31 protein-coding genes and 1 pseudogene are annotated in these 25791 nt (G+C 38.9%); 4 read left to right on the top strand and 28 right to left on the bottom strand.

Annotated elements, in window-relative coordinates:
* Positions 1-43: 43 nt before the first annotated feature.
* The 11 genes and pseudogenes from V8V91_RS15075 to V8V91_RS15025 form a co-directional block, all read right to left on the bottom strand.
* Positions 44-1981: a molybdopterin cofactor-binding domain-containing protein gene (locus V8V91_RS15075; RefSeq protein ID WP_373400706.1), complete on the bottom strand. Its 1938-nt coding sequence runs from the start codon at positions 1979-1981 to the stop codon at positions 44-46.
* Between the two features lie 20 nt (positions 1982-2001).
* Positions 2002-2175, bottom strand: coding sequence for a hypothetical protein (locus V8V91_RS15070; protein WP_373395917.1), 174 nt, complete (start codon positions 2173-2175; stop codon positions 2002-2004).
* A 3-nt stretch (positions 2176-2178) separates the two neighbouring features.
* On the bottom strand, positions 2179-2640 hold the full coding sequence (locus tag V8V91_RS15065) for a (2Fe-2S)-binding protein (protein WP_373395916.1): 462 nt from the start codon (positions 2638-2640) through the stop codon (positions 2179-2181).
* Between the two features lie 201 nt (positions 2641-2841).
* Positions 2842-3552: an energy transducer TonB gene (locus V8V91_RS15060; protein ID WP_373395915.1), complete on the bottom strand. Its 711-nt coding sequence runs from the start codon at positions 3550-3552 to the stop codon at positions 2842-2844.
* A 319-nt stretch (positions 3553-3871) separates the two neighbouring features.
* A complete protein-coding gene (locus V8V91_RS15055) occupies positions 3872-4915 on the bottom strand; it encodes an adenylate/guanylate cyclase domain-containing protein (RefSeq protein ID WP_373395914.1) in 1044 nt (347 codons plus the stop codon).
* A gap of 172 nt (positions 4916-5087) precedes the next feature.
* Positions 5088-5273 carry a hypothetical protein gene (locus V8V91_RS15050; protein ID WP_373395912.1) on the bottom strand — a complete coding sequence of 62 codons (186 nt, stop codon included), beginning with the start codon at positions 5271-5273 and terminating at the stop codon, positions 5088-5090.
* Between the two features lie 195 nt (positions 5274-5468).
* Positions 5469-6902 carry a DUF1214 domain-containing protein gene (locus V8V91_RS15045; protein ID WP_373395911.1) on the bottom strand — a complete coding sequence of 478 codons (1434 nt, stop codon included), beginning with the start codon at positions 6900-6902 and terminating at the stop codon, positions 5469-5471.
* Between the two features lie 49 nt (positions 6903-6951).
* Positions 6952-7104, bottom strand: coding sequence for a hypothetical protein (locus V8V91_RS15040; RefSeq protein ID WP_373395910.1), 153 nt, complete (start codon positions 7102-7104; stop codon positions 6952-6954).
* A gap of 74 nt (positions 7105-7178) precedes the next feature.
* Complete coding sequence (locus V8V91_RS15035; protein ID WP_373395909.1) at positions 7179-7886, bottom strand: hypothetical protein; 708 nt, start codon at positions 7884-7886, stop codon at positions 7179-7181.
* Positions 7880-9138 (bottom strand): annotated as a pseudogene (locus tag V8V91_RS15030) (arylsulfatase). Before V8V91_RS15030 ends, V8V91_RS15035 begins: the two are co-directional and overlap by 7 nt.
* A gap of 32 nt (positions 9139-9170) precedes the next feature.
* Positions 9171-9353 (bottom strand): hypothetical protein, encoded by a 183-nt coding sequence (locus V8V91_RS15025; protein ID WP_373395908.1) that lies wholly within the window; start codon positions 9351-9353, stop codon positions 9171-9173.
* A gap of 595 nt (positions 9354-9948) precedes the next feature.
* On the opposite strand from V8V91_RS15025, the gene V8V91_RS15020 reads away from it, so the two are divergent.
* From V8V91_RS15020 to alr, 4 genes are all read left to right on the top strand, one after another.
* A complete protein-coding gene (locus V8V91_RS15020) occupies positions 9949-11172 on the top strand; it encodes an acetyl-CoA carboxylase biotin carboxylase subunit family protein (RefSeq protein WP_373395907.1) in 1224 nt (407 codons plus the stop codon).
* Positions 11173-11406: 234 nt separating this feature from the next.
* Positions 11407-12267 (top strand): hypothetical protein, encoded by an 861-nt coding sequence (locus V8V91_RS15015; RefSeq protein WP_373395905.1) that lies wholly within the window; start codon positions 11407-11409, stop codon positions 12265-12267.
* The gene (locus V8V91_RS15010) at positions 12264-13172 is read left to right on the top strand and encodes a hypothetical protein (protein ID WP_373395904.1); all 909 of its coding nucleotides are present in this window, start codon (positions 12264-12266) and stop codon (positions 13170-13172) included. The genes V8V91_RS15015 and V8V91_RS15010 overlap by 4 nt, the downstream gene beginning before the upstream one ends.
* A gap of 94 nt (positions 13173-13266) precedes the next feature.
* Entirely contained in the window at positions 13267-14322 is a 1056-nt protein-coding gene (gene alr / locus V8V91_RS15005) for an alanine racemase (protein WP_373395903.1), read from the top strand.
* A gap of 50 nt (positions 14323-14372) precedes the next feature.
* On the opposite strand, the gene V8V91_RS15000 is transcribed toward alr, so the two are convergent.
* The 17 genes from V8V91_RS15000 to V8V91_RS14920 form a co-directional block, all read right to left on the bottom strand.
* On the bottom strand, positions 14373-15863 hold the full coding sequence (locus V8V91_RS15000; RefSeq protein WP_373395902.1) for an alpha/beta fold hydrolase: 1491 nt from the start codon (positions 15861-15863) through the stop codon (positions 14373-14375).
* 31 nt (positions 15864-15894) lie between these two features.
* Complete coding sequence (locus V8V91_RS14995) at positions 15895-16473, bottom strand: Crp/Fnr family transcriptional regulator (RefSeq protein WP_373395900.1); 579 nt, start codon at positions 16471-16473, stop codon at positions 15895-15897.
* Between the two features lie 46 nt (positions 16474-16519).
* The gene (locus V8V91_RS14990) at positions 16520-17302 is read right to left on the bottom strand and encodes an alpha/beta hydrolase-fold protein (protein WP_373400705.1); all 783 of its coding nucleotides are present in this window, start codon (positions 17300-17302) and stop codon (positions 16520-16522) included.
* An 11-nt stretch (positions 17303-17313) separates the two neighbouring features.
* The gene (locus V8V91_RS14985; protein ID WP_373395899.1) at positions 17314-17439 is read right to left on the bottom strand and encodes a hypothetical protein; all 126 of its coding nucleotides are present in this window, start codon (positions 17437-17439) and stop codon (positions 17314-17316) included.
* 539 nt (positions 17440-17978) lie between these two features.
* Entirely contained in the window at positions 17979-18359 is a 381-nt protein-coding gene (locus tag V8V91_RS14980; protein WP_373395897.1) for a group 1 truncated hemoglobin, read from the bottom strand.
* Between the two features lie 333 nt (positions 18360-18692).
* Positions 18693-19526 carry a TolB family protein gene (locus V8V91_RS14975; RefSeq protein WP_373395895.1) on the bottom strand — a complete coding sequence of 278 codons (834 nt, stop codon included), beginning with the start codon at positions 19524-19526 and terminating at the stop codon, positions 18693-18695.
* 226 nt (positions 19527-19752) lie between these two features.
* Entirely contained in the window at positions 19753-19920 is a 168-nt protein-coding gene (locus tag V8V91_RS14970) for an amidohydrolase family protein (protein ID WP_373395894.1), read from the bottom strand.
* On the bottom strand, positions 19917-20621 hold the full coding sequence (locus V8V91_RS14965) for an amidohydrolase family protein (protein ID WP_373395893.1): 705 nt from the start codon (positions 20619-20621) through the stop codon (positions 19917-19919). Before V8V91_RS14965 ends, V8V91_RS14970 begins: the two co-directional genes overlap by 4 nt.
* Before the next feature lie 250 nt (positions 20622-20871).
* A complete protein-coding gene (locus tag V8V91_RS14960; RefSeq protein WP_373400704.1) occupies positions 20872-21231 on the bottom strand; it encodes a DUF4440 domain-containing protein in 360 nt (119 codons plus the stop codon).
* Positions 21231-21404: a hypothetical protein gene (locus V8V91_RS14955; protein WP_373395892.1), complete on the bottom strand. Its 174-nt coding sequence runs from the start codon at positions 21402-21404 to the stop codon at positions 21231-21233. The genes V8V91_RS14960 and V8V91_RS14955 overlap by 1 nt, the downstream gene beginning before the upstream one ends.
* 243 nt (positions 21405-21647) lie before the next feature.
* Positions 21648-22295: a hypothetical protein gene (locus V8V91_RS14950; protein ID WP_373395891.1), complete on the bottom strand. Its 648-nt coding sequence runs from the start codon at positions 22293-22295 to the stop codon at positions 21648-21650.
* A 2-nt stretch (positions 22296-22297) separates the two neighbouring features.
* Complete coding sequence (locus V8V91_RS14945) at positions 22298-23452, bottom strand: serine hydrolase domain-containing protein (RefSeq protein WP_373395890.1); 1155 nt, start codon at positions 23450-23452, stop codon at positions 22298-22300.
* A gap of 100 nt (positions 23453-23552) precedes the next feature.
* Complete coding sequence (locus V8V91_RS14940) at positions 23553-24083, bottom strand: LytR/AlgR family response regulator transcription factor (RefSeq protein WP_373395889.1); 531 nt, start codon at positions 24081-24083, stop codon at positions 23553-23555.
* Positions 24084-24524: 441 nt separating this feature from the next.
* On the bottom strand, positions 24525-24734 hold the full coding sequence (locus V8V91_RS14935) for a GDCCVxC domain-containing (seleno)protein (protein WP_373395888.1): 210 nt from the start codon (positions 24732-24734) through the stop codon (positions 24525-24527).
* An 86-nt stretch (positions 24735-24820) separates the two neighbouring features.
* Positions 24821-25339 (bottom strand): O-acetyl-ADP-ribose deacetylase, encoded by a 519-nt coding sequence (locus tag V8V91_RS14930; RefSeq protein ID WP_373395887.1) that lies wholly within the window; start codon positions 25337-25339, stop codon positions 24821-24823.
* Between the two features lie 70 nt (positions 25340-25409).
* Complete coding sequence (locus V8V91_RS14925) at positions 25410-25613, bottom strand: ACT domain-containing protein (protein WP_373395885.1); 204 nt, start codon at positions 25611-25613, stop codon at positions 25410-25412.
* Positions 25559-25774 (bottom strand): ACT domain-containing protein, encoded by a 216-nt coding sequence (locus tag V8V91_RS14920; protein ID WP_373400703.1) that lies wholly within the window; start codon positions 25772-25774, stop codon positions 25559-25561. The genes V8V91_RS14925 and V8V91_RS14920 overlap by 55 nt, the downstream gene beginning before the upstream one ends.
* Positions 25775-25791: the final 17 nt, after the last annotated feature.

Genomic DNA, 25791 nt, shown 5'->3' with positions numbered 1-25791 from the left:
TTCAAAGCCTCTAGGACCCGTTCTGGGGTGAAAGGCATATGCCTTAAATGTTTGCCTGTAAGATGTAAAAAGCATTGGCAATGGCCCCAGCTACCATCGGTGTAGCTGTTTCTCCCACTCCTTGAGGAGTTTCTCCGGACGGAATTAATACCGTTTCAATACTCTCAGGGGCATCTTGCATTCTCAACAAAGAATAATCATTGAAATTGCGTTGCTGAACTTGACCATTTACTATAGAAATTCGCTCTTTCAAGGCACTGCTAACCCCCATAATAATCCCACCTTCCATTTGCGCTTTGACATTATCAGGCTGTATGATGGTTCCAGCGTCTAATGCGATCCAGACTCGATGTACTTTGATTTCACCGGTTTCCCTATTTAATGAAATCTCCACTACTCCTGTACCCAAAGATCCGTGTTCCACGAATGAAACCCCTTTTGCATACCCCTCAGGAGATGGTTCTTCCCAGTTGGAAATTTCTACGGCTTTCTCCAAGGTGGCCAATGCCCTAGGAGAGTTGACCATCAACTTTCTTCTTAGAGCAACAGGATCCATTTTTTGGTCATAGGCAATTTGATCCATCATGGATTCAATGGCAAATTTATTTGGACCATGTCCTACTGAGCGCCAATGTTTTAATCGAATCCCATGGGAAGTGGATCTCCAATCGGCAAACTGATTCGGAATGGCATAGTGATCATTTCGGATGCCACTGGCCACCAGATTTCCACCGTCTCCCACTACCGTGTGAGAAAAGGCCTGGATAGTTCCCGAAGAGTCTACACATGCTTTGATTCGTTGAAGGGACATGGGTCGGTATGTTCCATAACGCAAGTCATCTTCACGTGTCCAGATCAATTTCACTGGTTTTGGAGCTACTTCCTTAGCCAATACAGCACATTCTACCACAAAATCACTGAGGCTTCTTCTGCCAAAGCCGCCTCCCAGATATTGTAAATGAACGTTGACATTTTCAGGAGGAATTCCCAACACTCCGGGAACGCCAAGTTTAGTATCGGTCCCTTGTTGACTGCCTACCCAAACTTCGGCTTTCTGAAGATCTTCAGTAACCTGAATGACCGCATTTAAGGGTTCTAGTTGGGCATGATAGACATAATCGTTTTTAAAATCGGCTTGATAAACTTTGGAAGCATTCCGAAACGCTTGGTTTACATTACCTTCATTGGTGATGACTTCCCCCGATTGATTTTGGTTGGCGATCTTTTCGTATTCCCTGTAAATTTCTTCTGATTTGAAGCCTGAAGCATTCGAGGTACTCCAATCGATTTTGAGCTGACTTTTTGCCTTTAAGGCTTGTTCTAGCTTTGTTGCAATGATTCCTATGGCATAATCGAAAGGTACGATTTTGACTATCCCTTCCAATCCCAAAATTTCAGACTCATTAAGTAAAGTGGGTTTGGCTCCATGAAGATTTCCTCTTTCCAGTACTCCATAAAGCATATTTGGGAGGCGAACATCAATCGCAAATTGGGCAGTGCCATCAATTTTGGATGGGATCTCAGTTCTGGGAATATCTGTTCCGATTAACTGAAAATTGGCTGCATCTTTCAATGCTACTTCAGACACATCTGGTAGCGTTTCCATCTCAGTTAGGAACGGGATCAACTCTGCATAACTTATCTTTTTCCCGGAGCTTTTATGGGTGATTAGGCTATTGCTAGTGCTAAGCCCTTCTACCGGTACTTTCCAATGCTGTGCAGCAGTGAAAAGTAAAATTGACCGGGCTTGGGCCCCCGCCTTTCGCATCACATTGAAATAGCTATTGGTAGTTCTACTGCCTACTGTAAACATTAATTTACTGCCCGGAGCCCAACCTGGAGAGCCGTAAATATCACTTTCTTGTGGAGAGAATTCTACATGTACCTTGGACCAATCTGCATCCATTTCTTCTGCAAATATCAAGGGTAAAGAGGTCATAGATCCCTGCCCCATTTCCGAAGCTGGATTATAGATTAAAATCTGTCCATCTTCTGAAATCTTTACCCATGCAGTAATGGCATGTTTTTCAAATTGCTCTTGGATTTTTTGGTATCTGTACAGGAAACCAAAGCTGGAAAAATGCCCGATGCTCCGATAAATAAGACAATTCCACTCGATGATTTCAAGAATTCTCTTCGATTCAAATTTCCAGTTTTAGATGATTTATGGGACATGGCTTATTGGCTTTGGGCGGCTAATTGGATGGCTTTGATTATCCTCAGATAGGTTCCACATCTACAAATATTGCCATTCATATGTGCTTTGATTTCCTCTGTTGAGGGGCTGGGATTACTTTCTAAGAGTGCCGCAGCCTGCATGATCTGTCCAGAATGACAATAGCCACATTGGGGGGCCTGAACCTCCACCCAAGCTTTTTGGAGAGGATGATCCCCCTTTTCGGATAATCCTTCGATGGTTTTGATCTTTTCTCCGTTGGAAAAGTCTTCCACAGAAAGTACACAAGCTTTCATTGGGGTATTGTCTACATGAATGGTACAAGCACCGCATTGGGCTATTCCACATCCATATTTAGTTCCTGTCAAACCCAAATGTTCTCTCAACACCCACAATAATGAGGTGCCTTTGTCTACTTCCACGGTATGATTTTGATCATTGACCGATAGTTTATAAGATGGCATAATGTAAAATGGTTATCCTTCAAATTACTGAAATTAAGCCATTTGTCAATGGGTGGTTTCTGTAATTTAAAGACAGTAAAATCTTTCTAGTCCAAAATTTCTTTGCACTCATATATTAAAAAAACCAGATGAAATTTTCATCTGGTCTCTTCAAGCAATCAGGTAATTACCAGTTGCTTTTCATAATTAGGGATCATGATATTATTTCATGACTGCAGGTAATGTTGGGTTTTTCTGGAAATCAAAAGTGATAGGTAACACTTCAAGAGAAGATACTTGAACTCCTTCTACTGTAGCTGGTTCCCATTCTCCAGAAGTAGCTTCTACAGCTTCCACAGCCTGATTTTGAAGGTCTTCTAAATAAATATCTACAGAGGTTTCAATGTTGCTGGCAGTGGTGGCAAATGGAATTTCTCCATTTTCATCTACTACAAATTTAACAAATATGGTACCTTCCACTCCCCAATCTTTTGCATCTTCGGGGTATTTCAGATTATTTACTACAGTTCTGGTCAAGTCCCCTTTAAAATCTGCAGGATCATCAACAGAGTAAAATACTCCAACTCTGTTTGCTTTATTTTTCAGCATATTTCTGTTGGTTTGGAGATCAAATAAGATTACCTCCAATCTTTTTCTATCCATGTCTGAGTCAACTCCTGTAACGATGACATCAGATATTTTTCCGTCATTCATTGTGTATTCATAGGAGAAGGCTGGGTAATTTTTCGTGATCTTATGGAGCTGCTTCATGAATTCCATGTCTTGATCCTGCATGTGCTCCATTTCTTCCATCGTTAAAGCTCTCTCCACCTGCGCATTTGCAGGAAGTACAAAAAGACTTAATAACAATGCTCCTATAATTATTAGTATGTTAGTATAATTTTTATTTTTCTTACTATATGTAAATTTCATTTCTTACTCCTTATTCTTTCTTTTAATGTAAAATAATATATAATTCAAGTGATTTTTGTTTTCACTCTTACTATTATTACAAATATAATAGATGAATTGTTCCATAATATTTAAAAAATTTAGTTATACAATAGATTTTATATTAATAATATCTGTTTATATATTATTAAAATAAATTAATTAGCAATTGAATATTATTTAGTATATGTTCAATTCTATATTAGAATAAGGGAAACTATTATATGAACTGTGGCTTCTGGAAATTGAAAAAATTGAGAATGCAGTCAAGGAGCTTTGATTCCCAAATCTTGATAAAGGGTTACTTACTTTTTGGTAAATGAATGCCGTAAAGTTGAGTTTGGCTTTCTTTTCCTTTGAGTTCGATGCTGCCTAAGGGTGAAAAATCATAATATGTATCTATCCATTCATTTTTTAATCTTTCTGAAATCAAAAACTCCTGATTGAGCTCGTTGCATTTTCCTTGGATCCTTGCCGCGGTGTTGATCGTATCTCCATGGTAAGCAATTTCTTTTTTGTATTTACCTACCTCAGCCACTGTGACGATACCAGCGTTCATACCGGCTTTAAAATGGGGAAGGCAATCATAATTTTTTTGGTAATAATCTTTCCTTTTTATCAATTGCTTTTTGAAATTAAAATAGGCATTCAGACAGTTTTGTTCTTTTATTCCATCTCGAAGTTTCCAAGTCAAAATGGCTTCATCCCCTACATATTGATAGATTTCTGCATCATTTTCAAGCACAACACCTAGGTCTATAAAGCAATCCTGAATCATCTTGCTATAGTTAATATGGCCTAATCTTTCAGCATGACTAGTAGAGGCTTGAAGGTCGAGAAACATAAATATTCGCTCCTCTTCGCGAGGTGTATAAAATTTTCCACGAAAAAGATCCCAAAAATTACTGCCTCCAAGAAACAGATTTGTGAGTCGTATGGCATACATAAAAATATCTACACTGAGGATATAAAAATAGATTGCGAAACTACCTGGTTCAAAGGCAAATTGAAGAAGGCTAATGCTACCGGCGAAAATGAAATAAGCTAGTATAACAATGGATGCTAAAAATAAAATATCAAATAAAATTCGAAGTAATGTCAGTTTTAATAATGAGATCTGACGGTATCCTATCTCCTCTGTTATGATCTGGCCAATGGCTGAAATACTACCAAAAATAGGTCCCATGAATAAAGAGGCGGAAATAGCTTCCCATAAATCCATCTTAACTGAACCTAACTCTGTGGTACCTTCTCCACGAACAATACTTAAGAATATAAACCCTATAGTCCAACCAATGATGTATTGCTTCAGGATTTGAAATCTGCGTTTGTTCTGGAAATTCATGTAGTAGGATTTTTTAAAAACTTCTGTCTAATTCAAAAGGCTGATAAAGAAATTTTAATAGTTAAAAAAATTAGAAAGCCTGTCCATCAAATTACTGAAAATTAGCTGATTGGCAAATCATGAGTATTGCTTCACTGAAGCAGGAGATAGAAGGAAAGTTGAGAAATGGGCCTTAATAATGGATGGTATTTGCCTGTTTTAGCAATTCCATTGCCTCTGCCCAAGAAGGAAGTGTTTCGGCATCAATGGTGATAGTTCGGATTTCTTTTGCTATTCTACTGCTGGTTTTCATGGCTTGAAGATGAGGTCCACTACTCGCAAAGGATTTTAACTCCTCCTCATTATTCCATAGGGTCATGGTATAATGTTTGGTCCAATATCCTTTTTCTTAAAGCTTTTGCAGTCCGTACTTTTCAATTTTCGGATGATGCTAAAAGCTTTGGAGGATAAAACAAAAAATTGAAGTGGACCTCTTAATTCAATGGAAGTAATGGTAGCTTTCATTTTTAAATAAAGGAATACTACGGGTATTATCAGAAAATTTTTTTGGGTTTTATTTGATCTTTACAGCTTTTGGGGGAGTCCAGGTTGTATATTTTTCAAGATCCGGTGCATAAACCCTTAATATGACATCAATATTCTGGTCAATTCTATTGATAGGAAGCCAATTGTCCATGGGGATATCGTCTGGTTTTTTCTCGGAAATGTAAATTTTGATGCCTCCATCTGGATTCAATTGCATGCCTGAGTTTTCTCCTACACTGTATTTCTTGTGGTCATTAGGAATGAAAAATCCATTTTCAGTATCATAGAGAGTTAGGGACCAAAAAGCAGTGGCAGGAGGGATTTCCTCTTTTGACATTTCAATGACATAATCATTCATGGCATTCATTGGAGCTCCATCTGATGATACCACAGGAGGATATACTGCCTCTTTGAGTGGAAGGCCTATAGGCCCTACAACAGATTGCAATACCATGGATTCTAGAGTCATATTTCCTTTCAACTGAAACAACTTTGGTAATAGACTTTTACTTTCTTCTGGATTATTCATTTTAGCCAAAAACTCCTCTTTGATTTGGATGGATTTTTCCCGAAAACGCTTTCTATCTATCTTGTAAGCTGTTTCTGGATCATAGGTTTTTCCTGGTTCTATGCCTAAGGGTTGGTAGGCAGCTAAAACAGCCTTATCCAAGATCTTGGTGGTATCGAATGTGGTATGGTTGAAGATGAATTGCATTACCTCCAATAAGTTATGTTCGAATACATCTGCATCTGTGGCTCCATAATCGGGGAATTCAATGGGTTCTTCCGGAAGTTTTGATTGGCCTTGAAACTGGGATAGCGTCATGCCTTTGATCTGATTAATTTGATCTACCATCCTTTGAAACTTTTCTGGTTCATTAGCATGAGGCATGACTCTAAGTACTAATGAGATAAAATCTCCAGTCATTTCGAAGATTTCGTCCACGCCTTCTACAGGAGATCCGTCATAATTTTCTGTTCGCTGCGTATAGAAAAGAATAGTGGTCGGTTCTTTAAAATCACCTTCAGTAGTAGTGAGGGGAACATTCACATAGTGATCATAGGCAGTGGCCATCAAGGAGACATACTTCGATTCCATGGCAGGAAATTCAAATACAGCGGCATCTTTCCGTAAGTCCAACATGGCCATTTGATACATCACATCATTATTGGGCCTTGCAATTGCTTTGACGGTGTGGTCTAATAATTGGGTATTTTTAAGCCCTTTGTTATAGCCTTTTGTAGTCATTCCCGCATCTGCCAATGCAAATTTGTTATTGACATTGTACATGGCGACATACTGGTAGGAACGTTTGACCAAGTTTTCAACCTCAGCGTCTGTGAGCATTACATAGCCTTGTTCGTCGACTTTCAATTCCCCTGTTTTTTCAGTCTGCTTAGCGCAGGCTGCAAGAAAAATGCTAAGTACCAAACACAGTAGGACAGAAATTTTAGTTTTCATTGTTTCGATTTTTAGCATGTTTAATCTTATGGAGGCTTTTGTAATTCGGTTAGTTTAAACCAGTATATTTTACCAGTACCTCATCTATTTGTCCATTAAATTGGAAAGGTGCCGCATCATAATAATCGATGGACACAGGAGAACCCAGGTCTATACCAATATCCAAACAATCGTTAGCGGTAAAGCCTAAAGGAGCACTCACTGGGACTATCCCTTTGGCAACTTCCTTTCCATCTACATAAATGGATACTTCTAAAGGTCCTGCTGCCCTTTTTTCTACATATTTAGTGATGACTTCGATTTTTTTATTCCCGGCAGATATCTTGTTTTTTGATTTAATATGCGTCCGGTTGATTTCAAAAAGGTTGTATTCGTAAGAGAGAATTCCTTTTTCCATATACAAACTGAGACCAGCAGAAAATCCCCCAATGAATAAATTACTCCAGATGCATTGGCAGGAATAGTGGTGGTGATAGTGACAATATTTTCTTTATTGCCTAATGCAGGAGCTGCAAACTCGGGCATTCTTGTCATATTTCCTGAAAAAGTCCATTCAGTATATGGAGGAGTAATTCTTAAATCTGGGCGAACCATAGGAACGAATATTCCACCCCCTACTGGTAGCCCCTTATTTTGGGCAAATTCTGTCAAAAATAGATCCTGCATTTCTCGGAGTTTCATAGGCATTTCATCTGATAGATCATTGGCTTGTGTCCAATCTTTCTCCAAATTATAAAGCTCCCACTCGTCTTCATTAGGGTTCCAGATTAATTCTTCATTTTCATTAAACATTCCTTTAGGTAATCCTGGTACCCAAGGTTCCCTTGGTCCCTTAGCACTAGCAAACCATCCATCATGATAAACTCCCCGACTACCCATGATTTCAAAATATTGGATATGTTTTTCGCCTTTAGCTTGGCCATTTTCGAAGCTGTACAACATACTTACACCTTGGATAGGATCTTGTGGGAATCCATTTACCACCTTAGGGGAGTAATATTTAAGACATCATAAATGGTAGGGACTATGTCATTTACATGATGAAATTGCGTGTGGGGTTCTGAATCTGGCTTGATAATCTTAGGCCAGCGAATGGCCATTGGATTTCTGGTACCTCCAAAATGGGCGGCAATCAATTTGGTCGATTGGTAAGGTGTGCTACCAGCCCATGCCCAACCTCCATGGTACATGTTGTCAGTTTTAGGACTTCCCAAGACATCCAACCCACCTAATTGATTCAATGCATTAATATGTTGTTCAATGGTGGTAGGAATTCCATTTTGAGCCAACAATTCACTGATGGTTCCCGCCTGACCTTCTGCAGAAGCTCCATTATCTCCCCATATATAAAAGATGAGGGTGTTGTCACCATAACCTAAGCGATCCACTTCATCGATAACTTTACCTACTTGTACATCGGTATGCTCTACAAAACCAGCAAATACTTCCATCAACCTCCTTTGAAAAGGCTTCTCGCTTTCTGGTATATCCTCCCATGCAGGCAAAGTGGCTGGTCTAGGAGTGAGTTGAGCATCCTGAGGAATCCATCCTTTGGCCTTTGCATTGGCAAATACTCGTTCTCTATAGGCATCCCAACCATCGTCAAATTTTCCTTTGTACTTGTCAGCCCATTCTTTGGCAACATGGTGAGGACCATGGACTGCACCTGGAGCCCAATACATAAAAAGGGTTTATCTGGAGAAAATGCTTTATGGTCCTGTAGCCATTCAATTGCATCATCAGCGATATCTTCTGTCAAATGATAGGGTTTTCCATCTTTTGGTTCATTAGGGTGTACAATGGAAGTATTACGAACCATATTTGGCTCATATTGAGAAGCTTCGCCAGCCAAAAATCCATAGAAATATTCAAATCCATATCCAGTGGGCCAAAAATCAAAAGGACCTGCAGCAGTTGTATATTGGGCTGGAGTATTATGCCATTTACCCCAAGCGCCGGTGTGATATCCATACGCTTTAAGAACTTCCGGAAGCATTGCGCTGGTTTTAGGTTGAACTCCCGAATAGCCATCCCAATCATTAGCTAGTTCTGCAATTTGACCTGCTCCAACCATGTGGTGATTTCTTCCTGTCAATAAGGCAGCACGAGTAGGAGAACACATGGCAGTGGTGTGGAATCGATTGTAGGTAATCCCCTGTCCAGCGATCTTGTCCATTGTTGGAGTATTGATTTCCCCTCCAAACGTATTTGACTGAGCTGGACCTACATCATCAATTAATATGATAATGATATTTGGAGCGTCTTTACTTAAATAGCTTTTTCTTTGTTAGGGCTATAAATTGATTCCTGAATCGTCAAGCCAGGAGTTCCACCTGATTTCTTTTGTGGAAATGGGATCACCTCTTGAGCTATGCTAGTAGGAATGTAGCTTAAAATACCAAGTATTAATACTAGGAATCCGACTGCTTTTTGTGAAAATGAAGAATTCATAACTGAGCTAGGTTTTTCGATTTGTTATCTAAATGATCTGCGTATTCTTAGATCTTGTCTTCGTTTAAAAAACTGAATAGCGGACTATTTGCATAGCGATTCGAATTGGGAAAAATTACTGACTACTGAAAAGAAGATTTCAATCTTTAATACAAATGTTAAGTTAGTCAATATGGGTAGGTTTAAATATGATTAAAATCATGTAATAACTTATTATAAATCAATTTGAAGCTCGTTTAATTTTCTGATAATCAACAGTAGTTAGAAAATAAATAGATAGGGTTGTACTTAAATGGTATTCCTTTAGAACTGTTTTAAGCAGCTAGGTTATTTTCACAAAAAAGTGCAGGTGTAAACTAGAATACAGTTTAAATCTGCTTTTTTCCACTTCCTAAAATCCAAATTCATTCTAATATTCTAAGAATTCTTGTACTCTACTAAGGGATTGAAAATTTATGGAACGAACTTCTTGTAAGATCCCTTGTATAAGAGGATGTCTGATCTTTTGACTGATCTGTCCAATTCTCTATCACACCATCCAGTGTTGCATTAGACATCCAATTAATCAGTTTTTAACCCTTAATCCATTTAAATCATGGCTAAATGTTTCGCACTAATGGGCTGGAGTTTGCCCGTCATAGAAAGTATGCAAAAAACAGGAAGACCTTTTGTAGTAGTTTCCTTTCCAGATTTTGAACCATATGCACAAGAAAATAATATCCCTTTTCTTCCCTATCAACTAGATGAGTGGAGTGATAGCTCCAATTCCCTTGACCTTTATGAAAAGCTGAAAGCATTTGACGCGGATGTGGCAGTTCCTTTATACGAAGAAACAGTGGAATGGGCAGGAGCTCTTAACTCAATTTATCGTGGAGACCCACGTGTACTAAATAGGGCATTTTTATTCCGTAATAAGGCCATGATGAAGCGAAAGGCATTGATCGGTGGTTTGCGAGTTGGACTGTTTGAAGAGGTATATAATAAGGAAGGTGTCAAGGCCTTTATGAAACGGTTGAATCAAGCAAACCTTCAGTTAGAAGGAGAAGAAGATAGCTGGGTACACATCAAGCCATTTGCTTCAGCAGGTACGGTAGGACACAGACTACTTCGCTCCATGAGTGATATAGATGAAAAATGTGAGGATAGTGATTTTCCTTGTTTGGCGGAAAGCCATTTGCCAGGTCGTGAGTTTTCATGTGAAGCATTTATCAACAAAGGAAAAATCAGATTCCTTAATATTACAGAATATGTGAAACTGGGTTACTCAAACTTTATCCCAGAAGGAAGGTATTTGGAAAGCAAGCGGGATTTGATCCACAAAGAAGTTCAAAAGATGGTAGACATCTTTGGAATCGAATATGGTATGGTTCACCCAGAGTGGTTCTTGACTGAAAAAGATGAGCTTAATTTCGGAGAAACTGCCTGTAGAATTCCAGGAGGTCATATTCTGGAACTATGTTCTAAATCCTATGAATTTGACGCCTTGTCAGCCTTTGTGATTAGCCATGATCCAAATATTACGGAGGAAGAATTGGATGAAATATTCCCTGCCAAGGATTTCAAACCCAAAAACTACCATGGCAATGTAATGATCTATCCACAGAAGCGTCAGTTCTCCAAGTTAGAAATCCCTGAGTCTCTCAATAATGAGCCTTATTTCGTGGAGCATACGTTGATTGCACCTTATGAAGGGCAGAAGTTAAGTGCAGACCGAAATGGATTCGGTAATCACTTTGGAACCATCAATTTCAAAGGGGAGGATCCGGATCGTATGACTGAGCTTCTAAAACATTATGAGGAAGAAGAATTTTATGTATAATCTGAAGTAATTAATGGGATTGACGACCGAAAAGGTATTTAATAATTTCGATCAAAGTCTCCAGGAGTTTATCGACTCTGGAGCACTCACAAAGAAAGAAAAAGCAACCAAGTTAGCCAGCCACATTGATATTTTGAGTTTGACAAGATCAGGTCTTGCTTACCTTTATCACAAAAGTGTGGAGCTAGAGCAAGCGGGCTTTTTCAGGGGACTTCATGGAATGATCCTGATAAGTTGGTTCCATTTTTAGTGAAAGGTACGCTCAAGCATGGGCATCCATCCTCTAGTTTTGAAACCTTATCCGAATTGCGCATGCTTCGTTATGCCAAAGGGGAGGATGTCCATGAGCTACTTTCTGCAGAAGATGCGCAAAGTTTTCTAGAAGAAGTCATTGTGCATAATCTTGAATTTGCACTCAGGGAGCCAAATGAGGAAACCCGAGTACAGATGTCAGACCGGGAGTTGAAAAAAGCCTTCAATCTCTTTGGTTTTATCATGTCTGAAATGGATCTCAATGGAGTCTATGGAAAGTTAGTGGATGAAGTTCAGATGGTATGTGAGCAACGACCTATTCGGACCCAAAAAGCTCGTGAATTGATCAGCTTGGTTAATAGAAGATTTGATACTTCCGGTACTACTAAGAAGGATAAAGCGATTCGCATTTACATCAATGCGCTTTTTGCACCATCTGAAGGAGCCAAACTGCAAGAAGGAAAAGAAGCCTACCTAGAGTTTTTAGATCAGGCTACTGAAACGGAACTCGCATCGGAATCTCTTTCCATGGGGGAGTATATGAATGCCACAGGATTGGTAAGTGGATATCATGCCCTCCTACTGCGATTTATAGTTGAGAAAAATCCAAACTTGGTTCCTATTTGTCTGGATCTGAATGACCGTGGAATTGCTGAATGGGAAAAATTCCATGACATGGTTTCCAACTTGATTTTGGAAACAGTCAGCTGGGACAATTGCCAATGCATTTATGGTTTGGCCAGGATGCTTGGCAAAAACCTGTTTTCCAGAAGGGCTGTTAGAATAGGCTTGGAAAACCTACGACGCATTAAAATCAATCCTCAAGTGGAAAAAAGATTATGAAATCCTTGACAAACCCAGATGCGGATATCACGGCACTTCAATATTTGATTGGGGGTACGATCAAGGTTCTGGGTCAACCGCTTGGAGTGGGTCAAGGCAATAACCCTACCTGCCAATCGGCTAGGGGGATCAGTATGTGGAGTCAGCACTCTCCTGCAAAACTGATTGACATGATCATCACAGTGTCCACCCAAAACAACCTGATAATGCGATTTGAAAACCAAAATTTGGTTTCAAACAATCTGTTGAAAGGCTTAGTGGATCAGCTCGACTACAACTTGGATGTAGTATCTGTGGTGTTAGTTCCTCATTTGGATAAGATCTACAATGAAATGATGAGGTTATCTGCAGGTAGGTTAGACGACCCACACAAATGGGTCAATCCGGCGATGTATGGTCAGTGGATACAAGTGGGCTTTGCTTCCTGTTACGATTACCTAAGTAACTCCATCATGGATTACCCAGGCTATCTTCGAATCTTTTATGGGGCTTTTCATCCTCACTTTAATGGGAATCAACAAATGGTGTATCCTAATCCCGTAGGAATTTTCATTACGAGCAACAAAGGAGATATGATCGGCTTTCATGCTGTGTCCTTACTTAGAGTAGAGGAAAATAAAAAAGGTGAATTGCGGGCTTATTTTCTCAATCCAAACAACGAAGGTCGACAAGATTGGGGACAGGGAATTAAGCCTTCCGTGCATGGTCAAGGAGAAAAACAGGGTGAATCTTCTTTACCATTCCATCATTTTGCTGCACGGGTTTATGCCTTTCATTATAGTACATTGAATGTGAGAAATAAGCTCAATGAGGTGCCCCAAGAGGAGCTCAATAAGGTGGAAAAAATGGCTAGGGAAAGCTGGGGAAAATCTTATGTATGGAATCAACAAACAAAATTATGGTAAGACATTCGTCGAGAATAGAATTGAGTCAATCCTCGCTAACGAATAATATAAATTTCATCGGAAAAAGGTCGGAGATGGGGTTCGGATTTCCTCTGTGGTCAAAGCTAATGCCTATGGCCATGGCATTCGATCTTTTGTAAAGATGGCCGAAAAAGCTGGAGTAGGGCATTTTGCTACTGCTTCAGCTTTTGAAGCGGAGGAAGTTCTGGAAGCCAAATCAGAGGTCAGTGATGTGATGATTATGGGTATTCTTTATGACGAGGATATTGAATGGGCAATCCGAAATGAAATTGAATTTTACGTGTTCAACTATGAGCGCCTACCACTGGTGCTGGAGTTGGCAAAGAAGGTAGGAAAGCAAGCAAAAGTGCATATCGAGGTAGAGACTGGTGCCAACCGTACCGGAATGACCAAAAAAGAATTCGCTCCTACTTTAAGTTTTCTCAAGAAGCATCCAGAGGAGATTGCTTTCAAAGGTCTCTGCACTCATTTTGGGGGAGCAGAAAATTTTTCAAACTTATTCAAGATCAATGCACAGCATGAACGGTTCAAAGGATTCCTAAAGCAATGCCAGCAAAAGAAAATTCTTCCTGAAATCCGACACATCGCTTGCTCTGCGGCCGCCTTGGCTTACAAAGATACCGTGTATGACATGGTGCGAATAGGGGTAGCACAGTATGGATTCTGGCCCAGTCCCGATATTTATTATTCCCATTTGCAGGAAATCGGGAAGCAATCTGATGGAGCACTGAAGCGAATTTTTACCTGGAAAACTGATGTGATGGATGTCAGGGATGTGGAGGCTGGTGAGTTTATCGGCTATGGGACTTCCTATCAAGCTTCCCAAAACATGAAAGTGGCTGTGATGCCTTTAGGCTATTCCAATGGATATCCGCGAGCCCAATCCAATCGAGGACATGTATTGATCAAGGGAAAGAAAGCCCAGATTGTGGGATTGATCAATATGAATTTGTTTATGGTGGATGTCTCCCATATCCCGGATGTACAAGTGGGAGATGAAGTGGTGCTGGTTGGTCGGCAAAATAACAATACCATCAATATCAGCTCATTTACTCAAGTGACCCAGCTGTTGAATAATGAAATGTTGAGTCGCTTGCCTTCGGCGATACCTAGGAAGATTGTAAAGTAAGATTTACTCACTAGATAACAAACGTTACCTGCTTTCCTTAGTGGAAGAAATCAATAGCCTGTATAAAACTCCAGGTTCTTTAGCTCATTCAGACATAAGGGATTTGGTAATCTATTCGGATTATTGAAAAACTCGTTTGCTGCTTCCATAGCACAAGGATTACTCCAATTGGTGGTAGGGGTATGTTTCCATCCTTTAAAAACTAAATGGTAACTTTTGCTTAGATGAGTAGTCATTGATGCAGCCCATTTGACTGGAGTTTCATGATCATATTCCCCGCTGATTAACAAGACAGGGATATTGCTCTCCACTGGTTCATTTTCAATTTCAGACACCGTTTTCACTGACCAAATTTTACAGATTTCATCCTTGAAAACGACAGGAGACAATCCTGTTACTTCTGGGTATTTGTATGTTTCATTTTCAATTACTTCGCTTGAATTGAATGGGTTTTCCTCTGCACACCAAACAGAAAGTCTCATTCCCCTTCCGGCTCCATCTCCTGGCTCTTGAAACAAGCTGATTAATTGCTCCTTCACAGAGGTTAAATCACCATCGAGAAGCTTATTGATCTCAAAGGGAATTCTTGCTACTTCTTCAGTGGAAGCAGATGAGAATATGGATATAAAATCTTTCCCTTTTAGATAGAATGTTTCTCTTTCCCCATTTTTAGGGTTTTGAACAGAAACCTCCAATGGATTATTTGTTTTTTCGATGAGGTAATCAAAAAATCGTCTTTTTATCAAGGGGAATGCATAATTACAATTCTCCTCAGATTCACAGTCAGCAAATAACTTCTCTGCAGTCTGTAAGAGATTGCCTACGCTTTCCTCATCATAGTTCACCTCTAAAGGAAGAGGGGAATCCATGACCACACTTCTGATCTTTTCAGGAAAGTCACGCATTAGAACCTGAGCGATTTTTGTACTGTATGAAATGGTCAAAAGGTTGTACTCCTCGATTCCTAACACCTGAACAAGGTCATGTATGTCTGCTGCAATTTCATTTGTGGTAAAAGCATTTAAATCTATCCCCCTATTTTCCAGCCTCTCTTTGCAAGCTCTTGCAGCATTTTCGAAAAGTTCATCTTTGTTTCTTGAATCAAAATTCGGTTGGTTGGATTCATAAATTGCTAGTGACCATTCTGGGCAATCCAAGTGTGGTTCAGCATAGTAAGTTCCTCTTTGTTCTATCAAAATGAAATCCCTGTCATCCAGGTATTGGTAGGAATTCATATACTGAGCTGAAGGCATGGTACTTGATCCCGGACCTCCAACGGTATAGATGATCGGATCTTTTTTTGGGTTGGGATTTCGGCTTTTGAAAATGTAGACCGGGACCTTAATAGTTTTACTTGAAGGGGACTTCCTGTTTTCAAGAACTTCCAAATATCCAAATGTATAAATCTGTCCTTTGGGAATTTTATGTGTTGGATTCTCTGAAATAGTAAAAGTTGGGGTAAAGTCAGATGCTTTTTTTTGCTTTAAACTAAAGCTTGAAATAAAAAGGAGAAATGTGGATAGATAGATCCCGAGTCGCATGTTTAGAATAATTTATTCACAAAAAAACAGCTCAATTTTTTACTAGGCATTCACAAATGTTAAGAAAAAAATCTTTTTTAATTCTGCTTAAACTCTGTTCCGAGACGCCCAGATAGGAGGCGATGTACTTTTGAGGAACTTTTTGAAATAACTCTTTATTCTTTGCAACCATTCCTTGGTACCTTCCTTTTAAATCGAGTGTTTGGATATCATTTAATTTTTCAACTGTTGACAGGAAGGCTTTTTCGGCGATGATTCTTCCAAGTTTTTGAAATTGTGGGTGAAGTTCATAGAGTTGTTCCAAGCCATCTTTCTGAAATTCGTAATAGGTAATTGGAGTTAGGGCTTCGATATATAAAGATCCGGTTTTGCCGGTTAAAAAACTTTCAAAATCAGTCGCAAACCAATTTTCAGAAAAAAAGTGATGGGTAAAATCTTTGCCTTCACTGATCTTAAAACCTCGTAAAAGCCCATTTTCTATGAAAAGGATTTTTCTACAGATATTTTGAGGGGTAAAAAGCAACTCACCTTTTGCCGATTCTTTCTTTTTTGATGCATTGGAAAAGAGTTGAAAATTCTCTTCTGTAAGGCATATTATTGAATTAAGCATCTCTTTCATAGTTTCAATTTATGAAATTAGCCTTGATCATGCCTTATTACTTACTTGCTCTTAAAATTTCAATCTTTTTCTTGGCATGTTCATGGGCAGGATAAAGATTTAGCGATTGCTGATAACTCTCAATAGCCTTTTCAGTATCACCTAAAGTTTCATATGCTTCTCCTAGGCTGTCAAAAGCATTGTAAGATTCAGGATAGTTTTGGGTATTTAGGAGAAAGAATTCCAAGGCCATGGCTAGCTCTTCCGGATTTTTGCTTTGAAGGAACCCATAACCGACTCTATTGACCAAGTATTCCGGAGGGTGAAAATCATAGGAAAGTCGATGGGAAATCAATTGATATTGCAGTAGCAGTTGATCCATGCTTTCTATATCTCTGTAAGAAATACCATATCCCTCAAACATAGAAGAGATGCCTTGATAAAAAGCAATGGGAGGAACAGATCCATGATTTTCATGTTCGAAGTACTCCAATTTGGCGGGAAATTCTCCAGGGCTTTTGCTATGCAAAGACTCATATAATCTCACATGTCGATCTCGGTTTCTGATATTCCTTTTTCCCCAGTTTGCGGTGGCTAGATACAGGTATCGTTGATAAGTCTGATCGGTCACTGCTTCGAGTTTTTGATCCAAGGTTTCCGCATCCCAGGTTCCAAAGCTGGGGTCTACGGCTATAAATGCATTAAACAGCGTTTTTTCTTTCATGTAAGCATGTGTAGCCAATAGGCCACCTAAGGAATGTCCGAATAGGATACGATAAGAATCCGTTCTGTAATTGGCGTCCAACTCAGGAATCAGTTCTTCTTCCAAAAACTTAAAAATTGCTCTCCACCTCAGGAAGTATTTTCCCGAACGGTGATGATTTTGTCTGGAGTAAAGTCCCTTCTTCGGTCCACATTCTGAATGGATACTACGATCATTTCAGGAATAACCCGATTCCCATTGTAGCCTGTACTCATATAGTTTACCATCCCCGTGATGGACCGAAAATGTGCATTTCCATCTAGCAGGATCAGAAGGGGATATCTTTTATAGGAAGAGCCATCTTGAAGGTAAGATTCGGGTAAGTTGACCCAATATTCCCGATCCTCATTAAGTTGATCAGAGTGAATTTGGTGTACGGTGCCGATGGTGATTTCTTTTGTTTCTTGGGCTTTGATAAGTTGTATTCCAGATAAGAAAAAATAAGGAGTAGGAGGTTTTTACTCATGCTTTTTGGGGTAAGGGGTTTAATTCCCTAAGATAATGGACTTTTAATTTTGGGTTTTAATCCAATTAATGTTGGATTGTGGCTATTTCACGGGAATTAACTAGTCAAGGTTAAAATTTTCCTTTGAGCGTTGCTTTTAAGAAATTAAATTCTTGATAACAATTCTATTTGTGATTAGGGGAATACTGTAATTAGTAGAATACTGAAAAAGTTGAAAGTAAAACAGGCGTAGTAATCCCTAGGCCTGAAGGTTTAATGAATTATTTATGGTCTAGGAGCGATGAACGATTAAACTCCAACTATATCACCCCTCATCGTTTCAAGAATAGCAATGACCTCATCTCTGGTGGATGGATCCACACCATTTTTATCCAGAGCCCATATCGTATCTTCAGTTCCACTATCCCATTCCTCGTCCGTAATATTTAGACCGGTATGGGCTGTACGCATGTCTCTTCCTGAGTAAGAATGAGGTCCTCCAATACACATAGAGAAAAATTCAAATACCAGTAGCTTTAGCCGGTCCATATCTATCTTTTCAAAATAATAGGCAATCATCGGGTTACTTGCATTCTTGTCTAAAACATCATCGACAATGATCTTAAGTTTCATTTCGCCTCCTAATCGTTGATAAAGGGTTTGGTTAGAATGTGAAGCTTGAGTACTCATGGTTTATGTAGTTCAAGTTGAAAAATATATAAACTGCAACACTTCAATACGCGAAGCAAGAAATTAAAAGCAAACTCAAAACATGGAACAAATACCACCAAAAATCGAGGGAAGGATTTGCTATCATACTAAATATGTGTCTGCGAATCGAGAAATAGACACAAAAATAAATTCAGCTAGTGAAAGGGAGAGTTGTAAAAAGGTGAAAATCAATCACTTATATTAAAGTTAAGAAAAAATAGTAAAAAAGAGTAGGTGGTCTATGAATATTTTAGGTTTAATATTAAAATTAAAGTTCAATCGAGTTTTTTGATTTTAATTATTGGAAAAAGCTTATTTCAATATTCTTGGATCTCCATCAAAACCATCATGGAAAGTTAACCTTTGCGTAGATTGGTCTTTCAAATCATACACATAAATCTCCCAGTTTCCTGCTTGATTACTTCCAAAATAAAGGGAAGTTCCATCTGAATTCCATCTAGCAATTAATTCAGTTCCCAGGCTAGAGGTGATATTTCTCAGCTCTTTGGTTTCCAAATTCATAATCACAATGTCTTGATTCCCTGTTTCGAAATGGTCTGAACTGAAGACTAGAAGTTCATTATTTGGAGAAAGTGCTCCCCTTTCTTCATTGGAATCAAAATGTGTAAGCTGGGTCATTTCCCTGCTATTTAGATCCATCACATAAATATCATTTGATCCGGATTGATTATTGGTAAAAGTAACTTGATTCCCGTCAAATGACAAGCAAGGATAGGAGGATGTGCCCGAGATTCCTTCAGTTAGGTTAAGAGTGCTGCTATCCTCTCGATTAAATAGATAGATGTCGCCTCCGCAAGGGTATAATTGTAAATTCCCTTCCGCGGAATACAATATGTTTTTATCATCCAACCTGCAATTTACAGGATGTTGGAGTACTGACTCTATACCTGTTTCAATATTGATAAGATGTCTGGTAATAACTTTTCCTTTTTGCCTTAAAAATGAGATTTCTGTAGAATTTACCCAGGTCGCAGCCCATTCTTCGGCATCAGAATAGGTGATTTGTTTTGGTGTTGGACTCTTTGGGGAAAGCAAATAAATATCGGAGTTTCCTGATCTATCTGAAGAGAATAAGACTAAATCAGTATGCTTTTCTTGTACAGAAAAGAAGGGAAGAATTGTCAAAAAAATAAAATGATGAGGTCCATGTCTTGCTACTTACCCCTGGGTTAAGTTTTAGGATTAAACTTCTTGAATTTCAGAAAGATATGGTAAACTAACCGAATAGCGCTTTATTTGTTTCTCTTAATGCTTATTGGATCATGATATTTTCCAGTTTATCGACATGATAAAAGAATTCATTTACCATGCATTTAATTACAGAAAAAAGGGGCTTGGTTAAAAACAAACTTCACTTTTTCAAATAATCCAATTCAAAAAATTCTAAAGCATTTTCATAAAATATTTTCCGTTTATCTTCTTCCGAAAGAAATTTGAAAGAATCAAGAGTTTCGATACTGGTTTTCACATTATCTGGCCAATACATTGCATCTGAACCATACATAATCCTGTCGATCATTCTTCCTTTTTTGCCTTCATCAAAAAATCCTCTACATAAAGAGCGGTAGGGGTATCTTTTATCCATAGTAAAGCTCCTAAACCACAATACAATTGAGGGTACAATTCCATTAGGGCAAGGGAGTTGTCATAAAATAGGCCGCCTGAGTGCATTAAGTATATTTTGAGCTTCGGATAGTTAATCAACACTTCCTCGATAAGTAATGGGTCTCCTAAGCTCAATCTAAATTTTTTGTATTGGTTTGAAATTCCAGGAGGCCCACCACCTGAATGAAGGGCAATAGGGATTCCTTCACGTTCACAAATGGCCAAATAAGGGGCGAATTTTGGATCTGCAAGTGTCAGGCCATTGAACATAGGCATAAATTCTCCCCAGACTTGAATTTTTCCTTCTTCGATCATCTTCTTAAACTCCAGCGTATCGAATTTCGGATAGTTATTGGACTCATAACCCTGCAAAAATTTTTCTTCCATTTCAGGATCATACATTCCTCCACTTTTCATGGCAGCCACGATGTTAAATTTTTGAAAGTTCTTTTTCATTTCCATTTTAAATTCCTCTAAGGTGGCAGGAGCACCTGGAATTGGGAAATAAGAGCGTTCTGTATACCCATGTAAGTGAACATCAATGATGGGTTTTACCCCATCTTGGGCAAATGCCAGGTTAGAAAAAAAGGTCAGGAATAAAAAAATACGTTTCATAATTTTGGGAGAGCTACTGTCAAAAGTTGATTTAGGTGTAAACGCCAAGTCAAGTTGTCCCAATAATTTATTCCCACAAACAGCCTCTAATAGGCAAATGGACAGTTTCCAAAAAGCGATCAATTAAATCAGTTGTTCTTTAAGTTATTCATTTTCATTGTATTACGCAAGAAATGAAAGTCTGAAAAAATGAGTTTGAAAAGATTGGCTATGGATAATTATTGGTAGAGAATCCCTTATAACCTCCTTGCTATTCTTCCGGACTTAATTCAGGACCTGATCCTGGTAAGGGTAGGTCACTCACCGGCGCATCCCAAAGCACTTTCCATTCCTGATCTATTTTTTCCCACAACACCACATAGCTTCCATGATCTGTCATCGCTGGTATGGGTGAATTTTCATTTGGCGTAAATGAAAGCGTATAGGTTCCATATTCTGTGGCCAGATCTCCACTTGCCTTCACTTTCTCTGTGCGTAAATCAAAATCCCATTGACCAATTTGAATATTTTGATTCCACACCTCTTTAAAATTTTCATTTCCGATGATAGGAGGCTGATTCGGAGGTAATTGAATGCAGTCTTCTGCAAAATGGGAGGCTACAGAATCAATTAATCCTGCAGCATACCACGTTTCGATCTTCGCATTTTTTCTTCAATGATTTTTTTGATTTGCTCTGAATATTCAGCACCTGATGACAATTCTGGACTTTTGGAATCTTGGCAACTTGAAATAGAAAGGGAGAACAGTAAGGCAATAAGTAGGCTTGAAATAAGGTTTTTCATAAATTTTTGATCTTTAAAAAAGTGTCCATTATTTGATGCTGCCATAGAGATAATTACTTAAATCGAACATATCTCTATGTGCATCAATTGTTTATAGATCATAAAAGTTAGGAAATTCCTCGAATCCTTCAAGAGGAGAAGGGTAATTTTGTCTTCCAAACTCGTTTTAATTGATTTAAAAACTTTTTAACCTCTGGTATTTTCGTTGAATGCCTCGATTGCTATCTGAAATCCCGGTCATTACTAATTCCTTTTCATCCACTTCGATTTTCCAGCTTTCAGGGCCCTGATCTCCTTGATGGGGAGTAAGGTGATTTCTGGCCTATGCCCATTGATATGCCAATAACCCGAAAGTCTTTTTCCTTCTGGAGAAAAATTAATGTAGATCCTGTCCCAACGAATAAATAATTTATGTTTTCCCTCTCCATCGAATTCGTTTAAAATGGATTGCTCGTTTTCTGTGATTTCCACCAAATCCCAAATTCCTTCCAAATAATCTGTAGGTGACATCGGTAATTTTTCGGTGGGTACTAATATCACTTTTACATGCATCCCTTCTTCTTCGCGTTCGAATATCATTTTTTCACCCGTAAATGAGACGTCAAAATCCCCGAAATCATCTTCCACATCTAAATTGTCTTGAGCAGCATACTTATTTGTTTTCGCGTCGAAATCCCAATGACCCTCCCCATTTTGTAACCATCCATTTCCTGCTTGATAGGTTCCATCTTGGTTTATTTTGAACCATTTGGCCACCGGCGTCATGTTTTCTTCTCCAACCTTTACATTTTCAACTGCCCAAAATCCTACGACCTTTTCTTTTTGGGCTTGAGCAGGGATAGAGAGGAGTAAAAGGATACATCCTAGGAGGTGGTTCAATTCTTTTTTCATCTTTAGTTTATTAGAATGTTTACAATTGCTTTTGCGAGTTGGATTTCATTAGTCTTGCTTCCCACATTACTTAGGAAGCTGATGACATATGCTCCATGATTGATATTGATGAGCATGGCTTTGTACCCTTCCGTACTACCCCCATGAATGATGTAGGGTTGAGTTATTCCTAAATCGACCATCCTACTTTTGTTTTCTTCGTTTATGACCACCCAGCCGTAACCATAGCTAAAGTTTTGGTCTATGGTAGCTTGGTGATTTTGCTGCATCAAATTCAAGGATTCTGCAGATAACCATCCCGGATTATCCATGACATGTGCCCATCGGTTTAGGTCAGAGGGAGTAGAAAATATTCTTCTTCCTAGGCTTAAGTCAATGAACCTATTCTCAAGCCAGCTTCCTGTCTGCTCTTGGTAGTTATATGCTCTGGCAAGTTGTGGGATGATGATTTCGTTTTGACTTTCAGAGACTGTATGTTTTAGTCCCAAAGGACTAGTCAGTTTTTCCTTTAACAGTGCTGCAAAAGGCATATCATAAGCTTCTTCCAAGAGGATAGCAAGGAGGTGATAGGCGAAATTGCTGTAGTAAAATTGTTGACCTGGGCTATTGATCGGCTTGAGGGTACTGATGAAATCAACATAGCCCTCATTCGTAAAACGCAAACGCTTAAAAGGCAAAAAGAAATCTTCCTGTAATTCTTTGGCCACGCCATCATAATCAGGTAATCCCGAACTGTGACTCATGAGGTGATGGAGGGTAATGTCCGGGTGAAAACTTCCCTGATAAGAAAATGAAGATAACAAATCCACCAATTTATCCTCTAGGCTTAGCTTTCCTTCTTCTACACCTTTTAAAACAAGTGCAGCAATCATGGATTTGTTGACCGAAGCAATATCGAATTTGGTGTCATTTGCCACAGAAATCCCCCAAGTTCTATCTGCCATTCCCAGGTAGTTTTCGTAGAGGATTTCTCCTTTTTCGGTAATGACTATTCCCCCGTGGAATTGATTCTGTTGAAAATGTGCTTGGATCAGTGAGTCTATTTTTTGAGCTCGATCCGGCATTGAAGACATGTTGCCATCCTCTTTCTTTGATTGGCAGCCGATTGTGAAGCTCAAGAATATTCCCCAAAACAGCAGGTTTAAAATGTTCTTCATGGACTTTCGTTTTTTACAAATATGAAAGCCTAGATTGCTGTTTGACGAATAATTTGGCCGTTTTGGGATAAAAATTTTACTTGAGGGACGAAACGAAGGCTTAATTTAGAAAGTGTGTTTGAAACTGTTTGGATACAGGTAAACTGTGACCATTTATTTCAACATGCACTTTCCCTTTGAGTTGCTTTACTGCCTGAATATTCCTTCTATTGACCAAATAACTTCTGTGGGCACGCTCAATTTCTATATGGGTTTTTAATTCTTCTTCCAGCACCTTCAAGGGCTTTCGGATCAAGTGCTGCTTGCTTTGATTATGAGACAGATAAAAAATGGTGATGTAGTTATCAGAAGAGTTTGCAAACATAAAATCACTCAACTTCACCTTTAAGAGGTCTTTGCCATTTTCAGATTGGAATAGTAAATAATCCGCGTTAATCCCTTTTGGTTTGATCATGGCTTTTAGAACTAAATAAAAAGATAGCGGGAGTACCATCATCAAAGGGAATTCTTTAATAATCAATCCATAGCCTATTAGATCCCACTCTTGCCAATTCCAGAAAAAATTGAATAGGATAAAGATGAGATGGCTGCCCAACATCACCAAACCTACATACCAGGCGGTTTGATTCAACCAGCGACCCTTTGCCCATTTTGGCTTGAGCCAAGTTTCGAATATTGTGAGATAGGTAAAAGTCAACACACCGAAACTGATGCTTCGAAATAGATGGGAATGGCCTGAGTAAGACAGTCCTTTTTGAATTCCATAGGCCTCAAAAAATACAGAAAATAGAAGACCGAAAAGCCGGAAAGAATCCCAAAAACAACTGGAAAATACCTGGATAAATAGCGTTTGTTAAAGTGGATGGATCCTGCTATTTTCAATTCTTTGGTCACTTTTTTTCAACCTGTTTTAGAGTGGAATACTTGATTATCATTCAAATCACTAAAAGAACTGAATGAAGTTTTGCCAAGTGATGTACTAATTTAGCAAAGATTCAGAGATTGAAAGCTTGTGTGTTTTAAGAATGCTTGGGGAGGATATAGTTTTAAGAATTACTGATTCAAATCAAAATCATCCACAGCAATTCGTTCCTTTTTGAATCGGTGGACATTTCACTGTTCCATAACTGCAATAAACACAACAGTCACCCTGTTTAGGTTTAATAATTTTCTTACAGTTTTCACATTCGTAAAAGTATTGACATGCATCGGTAGGCATCCTTTCTTCTTTTTCATGTCCACAAGCAGGGCAAGTGATTGTCGATTGTAAAATGAGATTCATAGGTCTTTATTCGGAGCCAACGACAAGTGAGTAAATCCAACACACCATTATAGCGGAGAAAGTTTTAGTCAAAATACTGAGTAAAATTATTGGCTCATTTGATTCAGTTTTTGATCATAGAGTTCATAGTTTTCCTGATTGAAACATACAAAGGTGAGGGTTTCTATTTCTGGGAAATTGGCTCCAGATACTGCTGTGATGGCAATCTCCGCGGCTTCTTCCAATGGGTATCCATAGACTCCTGTGCTGATATTGGGGAAGGCAATGGATTTGACCCCATGTTCACTGGCAATTTTCAGGGAGTTGATATAGCAATTCTTCAATCGCTCTGCTTCGCCGGACTTTCCACCCTTCCAAACTGGGCCTACAGTGTGAATGACATAGTTTGCTTTAAGATTTCCCGCAGTCGTAATCACAGCTTCACCGACCTTACATCCTCCTTGTTGAGCTCGGATTTTTTGACATTCGGCTAAAATTTCCGTTCCACCCGCACGGTGGATTGCTCCATCCACACCTCCGCCTCCCAATAAGGAAGAATTTGCTGCTTTGACAATGGCATCTACGGCTAGTTGGGTAATATCTCCTTTAATTAGTTCAATCTCCATTTTTTTCAGGGTTCGTGTTTCTCAATTGGTTGATGCTTGAGGGGTTGGGAATACCTGGTAACAATCAGTTTTAGCTGGTTCTATTTCCTGAAAGATTCTTTAAAACTTCCATGGCTTTGAGTGCATCTTTTGCATCTACAAAAAGATGGTCATGATAAAAGCCGGCCATGATATTGCAGCTGATTGAGTGTTCTGCCAATGCTTTTGAAAATGCTGCTGTCAGGCCAACAGCCTCCAAGGAAGAGTGGATTTCCAAAGTGATCCAGGAAGCCACAAATTCATAGTGTAGCTTGAGCTGGTCAGCCTTTTTCTTTCGATAACCACAGTAGTTCCTTCCTTTTCCTTAAACTCACAAATGGTACCCTGACGATCAATTTTCGAAAGATCTGTAAGGCTTGCATAGACATATTCTCCCTCATTTAGGACCGGGGTCATTCCATGAATCAACTTCT

Source organism: Algoriphagus halophilus, from assembly GCF_041729275.1.
Classification (GTDB): domain Bacteria; phylum Bacteroidota; class Bacteroidia; order Cytophagales; family Cyclobacteriaceae; genus Algoriphagus; species Algoriphagus halophilus_A.
This window is presented reverse-complemented; position numbering and strand designations above follow the sequence as displayed.

Coding starts and splice junctions, on each gene's coding strand:
- V8V91_RS15070 (WP_373395917.1), bottom strand. CDS start 2,175: ATGTCCCATAAATCATCTAAAACTGGAAATTTGAATCGAAGAGAATTC.
- V8V91_RS15065 (WP_373395916.1), bottom strand. CDS start 2,640: ATGCCATCTTATAAACTATCGGTCAATGATCAAAATCATACCGTGGAA.
- V8V91_RS15060 (WP_373395915.1), bottom strand. CDS start 3,552: ATGAAATTTACATATAGTAAGAAAAATAAAAATTATACTAACATACTA.
- V8V91_RS15055 (WP_373395914.1), bottom strand. CDS start 4,915: ATGAATTTCCAGAACAAACGCAGATTTCAAATCCTGAAGCAATACATC.
- V8V91_RS15050 (WP_373395912.1), bottom strand. CDS start 5,273: ATGACCCTATGGAATAATGAGGAGGAGTTAAAATCCTTTGCGAGTAGT.
- V8V91_RS15045 (WP_373395911.1), bottom strand. CDS start 6,902: ATGAAAACTAAAATTTCTGTCCTACTGTGTTTGGTACTTAGCATTTTT.
- V8V91_RS15025 (WP_373395908.1), bottom strand. CDS start 9,353: ATGAATTCTTCATTTTCACAAAAAGCAGTCGGATTCCTAGTATTAATA.
- V8V91_RS15020 (WP_373395907.1), top strand. CDS start 9,949: ATGGCTAAATGTTTCGCACTAATGGGCTGGAGTTTGCCCGTCATAGAA.
- V8V91_RS15010 (WP_373395904.1), top strand. CDS start 12,264: ATGAAATCCTTGACAAACCCAGATGCGGATATCACGGCACTTCAATAT.
- V8V91_RS15000 (WP_373395902.1), bottom strand. CDS start 15,863: ATGCGACTCGGGATCTATCTATCCACATTTCTCCTTTTTATTTCAAGC.
- V8V91_RS14995 (WP_373395900.1), bottom strand. CDS start 16,473: ATGCTTAATTCAATAATATGCCTTACAGAAGAGAATTTTCAACTCTTT.
- V8V91_RS14985 (WP_373395899.1), bottom strand. CDS start 17,439: ATGAGTACAGGCTACAATGGGAATCGGGTTATTCCTGAAATGATCGTA.
- V8V91_RS14980 (WP_373395897.1), bottom strand. CDS start 18,359: ATGAGTACTCAAGCTTCACATTCTAACCAAACCCTTTATCAACGATTA.
- V8V91_RS14970 (WP_373395894.1), bottom strand. CDS start 19,920: ATGATCGACAGGATTATGTATGGTTCAGATGCAATGTATTGGCCAGAT.
- V8V91_RS14965 (WP_373395893.1), bottom strand. CDS start 20,621: ATGAAACGTATTTTTTTATTCCTGACCTTTTTTTCTAACCTGGCATTT.
- V8V91_RS14955 (WP_373395892.1), bottom strand. CDS start 21,404: ATGAAAAACCTTATTTCAAGCCTACTTATTGCCTTACTGTTCTCCCTT.
- V8V91_RS14950 (WP_373395891.1), bottom strand. CDS start 22,295: ATGAAAAAAGAATTGAACCACCTCCTAGGATGTATCCTTTTACTCCTC.
- V8V91_RS14945 (WP_373395890.1), bottom strand. CDS start 23,452: ATGAAGAACATTTTAAACCTGCTGTTTTGGGGAATATTCTTGAGCTTC.
- V8V91_RS14935 (WP_373395888.1), bottom strand. CDS start 24,734: ATGAATCTCATTTTACAATCGACAATCACTTGCCCTGCTTGTGGACAT.
- V8V91_RS14930 (WP_373395887.1), bottom strand. CDS start 25,339: ATGGAGATTGAACTAATTAAAGGAGATATTACCCAACTAGCCGTAGAT.
- V8V91_RS14920 (WP_373400703.1), bottom strand. CDS start 25,774: ATGACCCCGGTCCTAAATGAGGGAGAATATGTCTATGCAAGCCTTACA.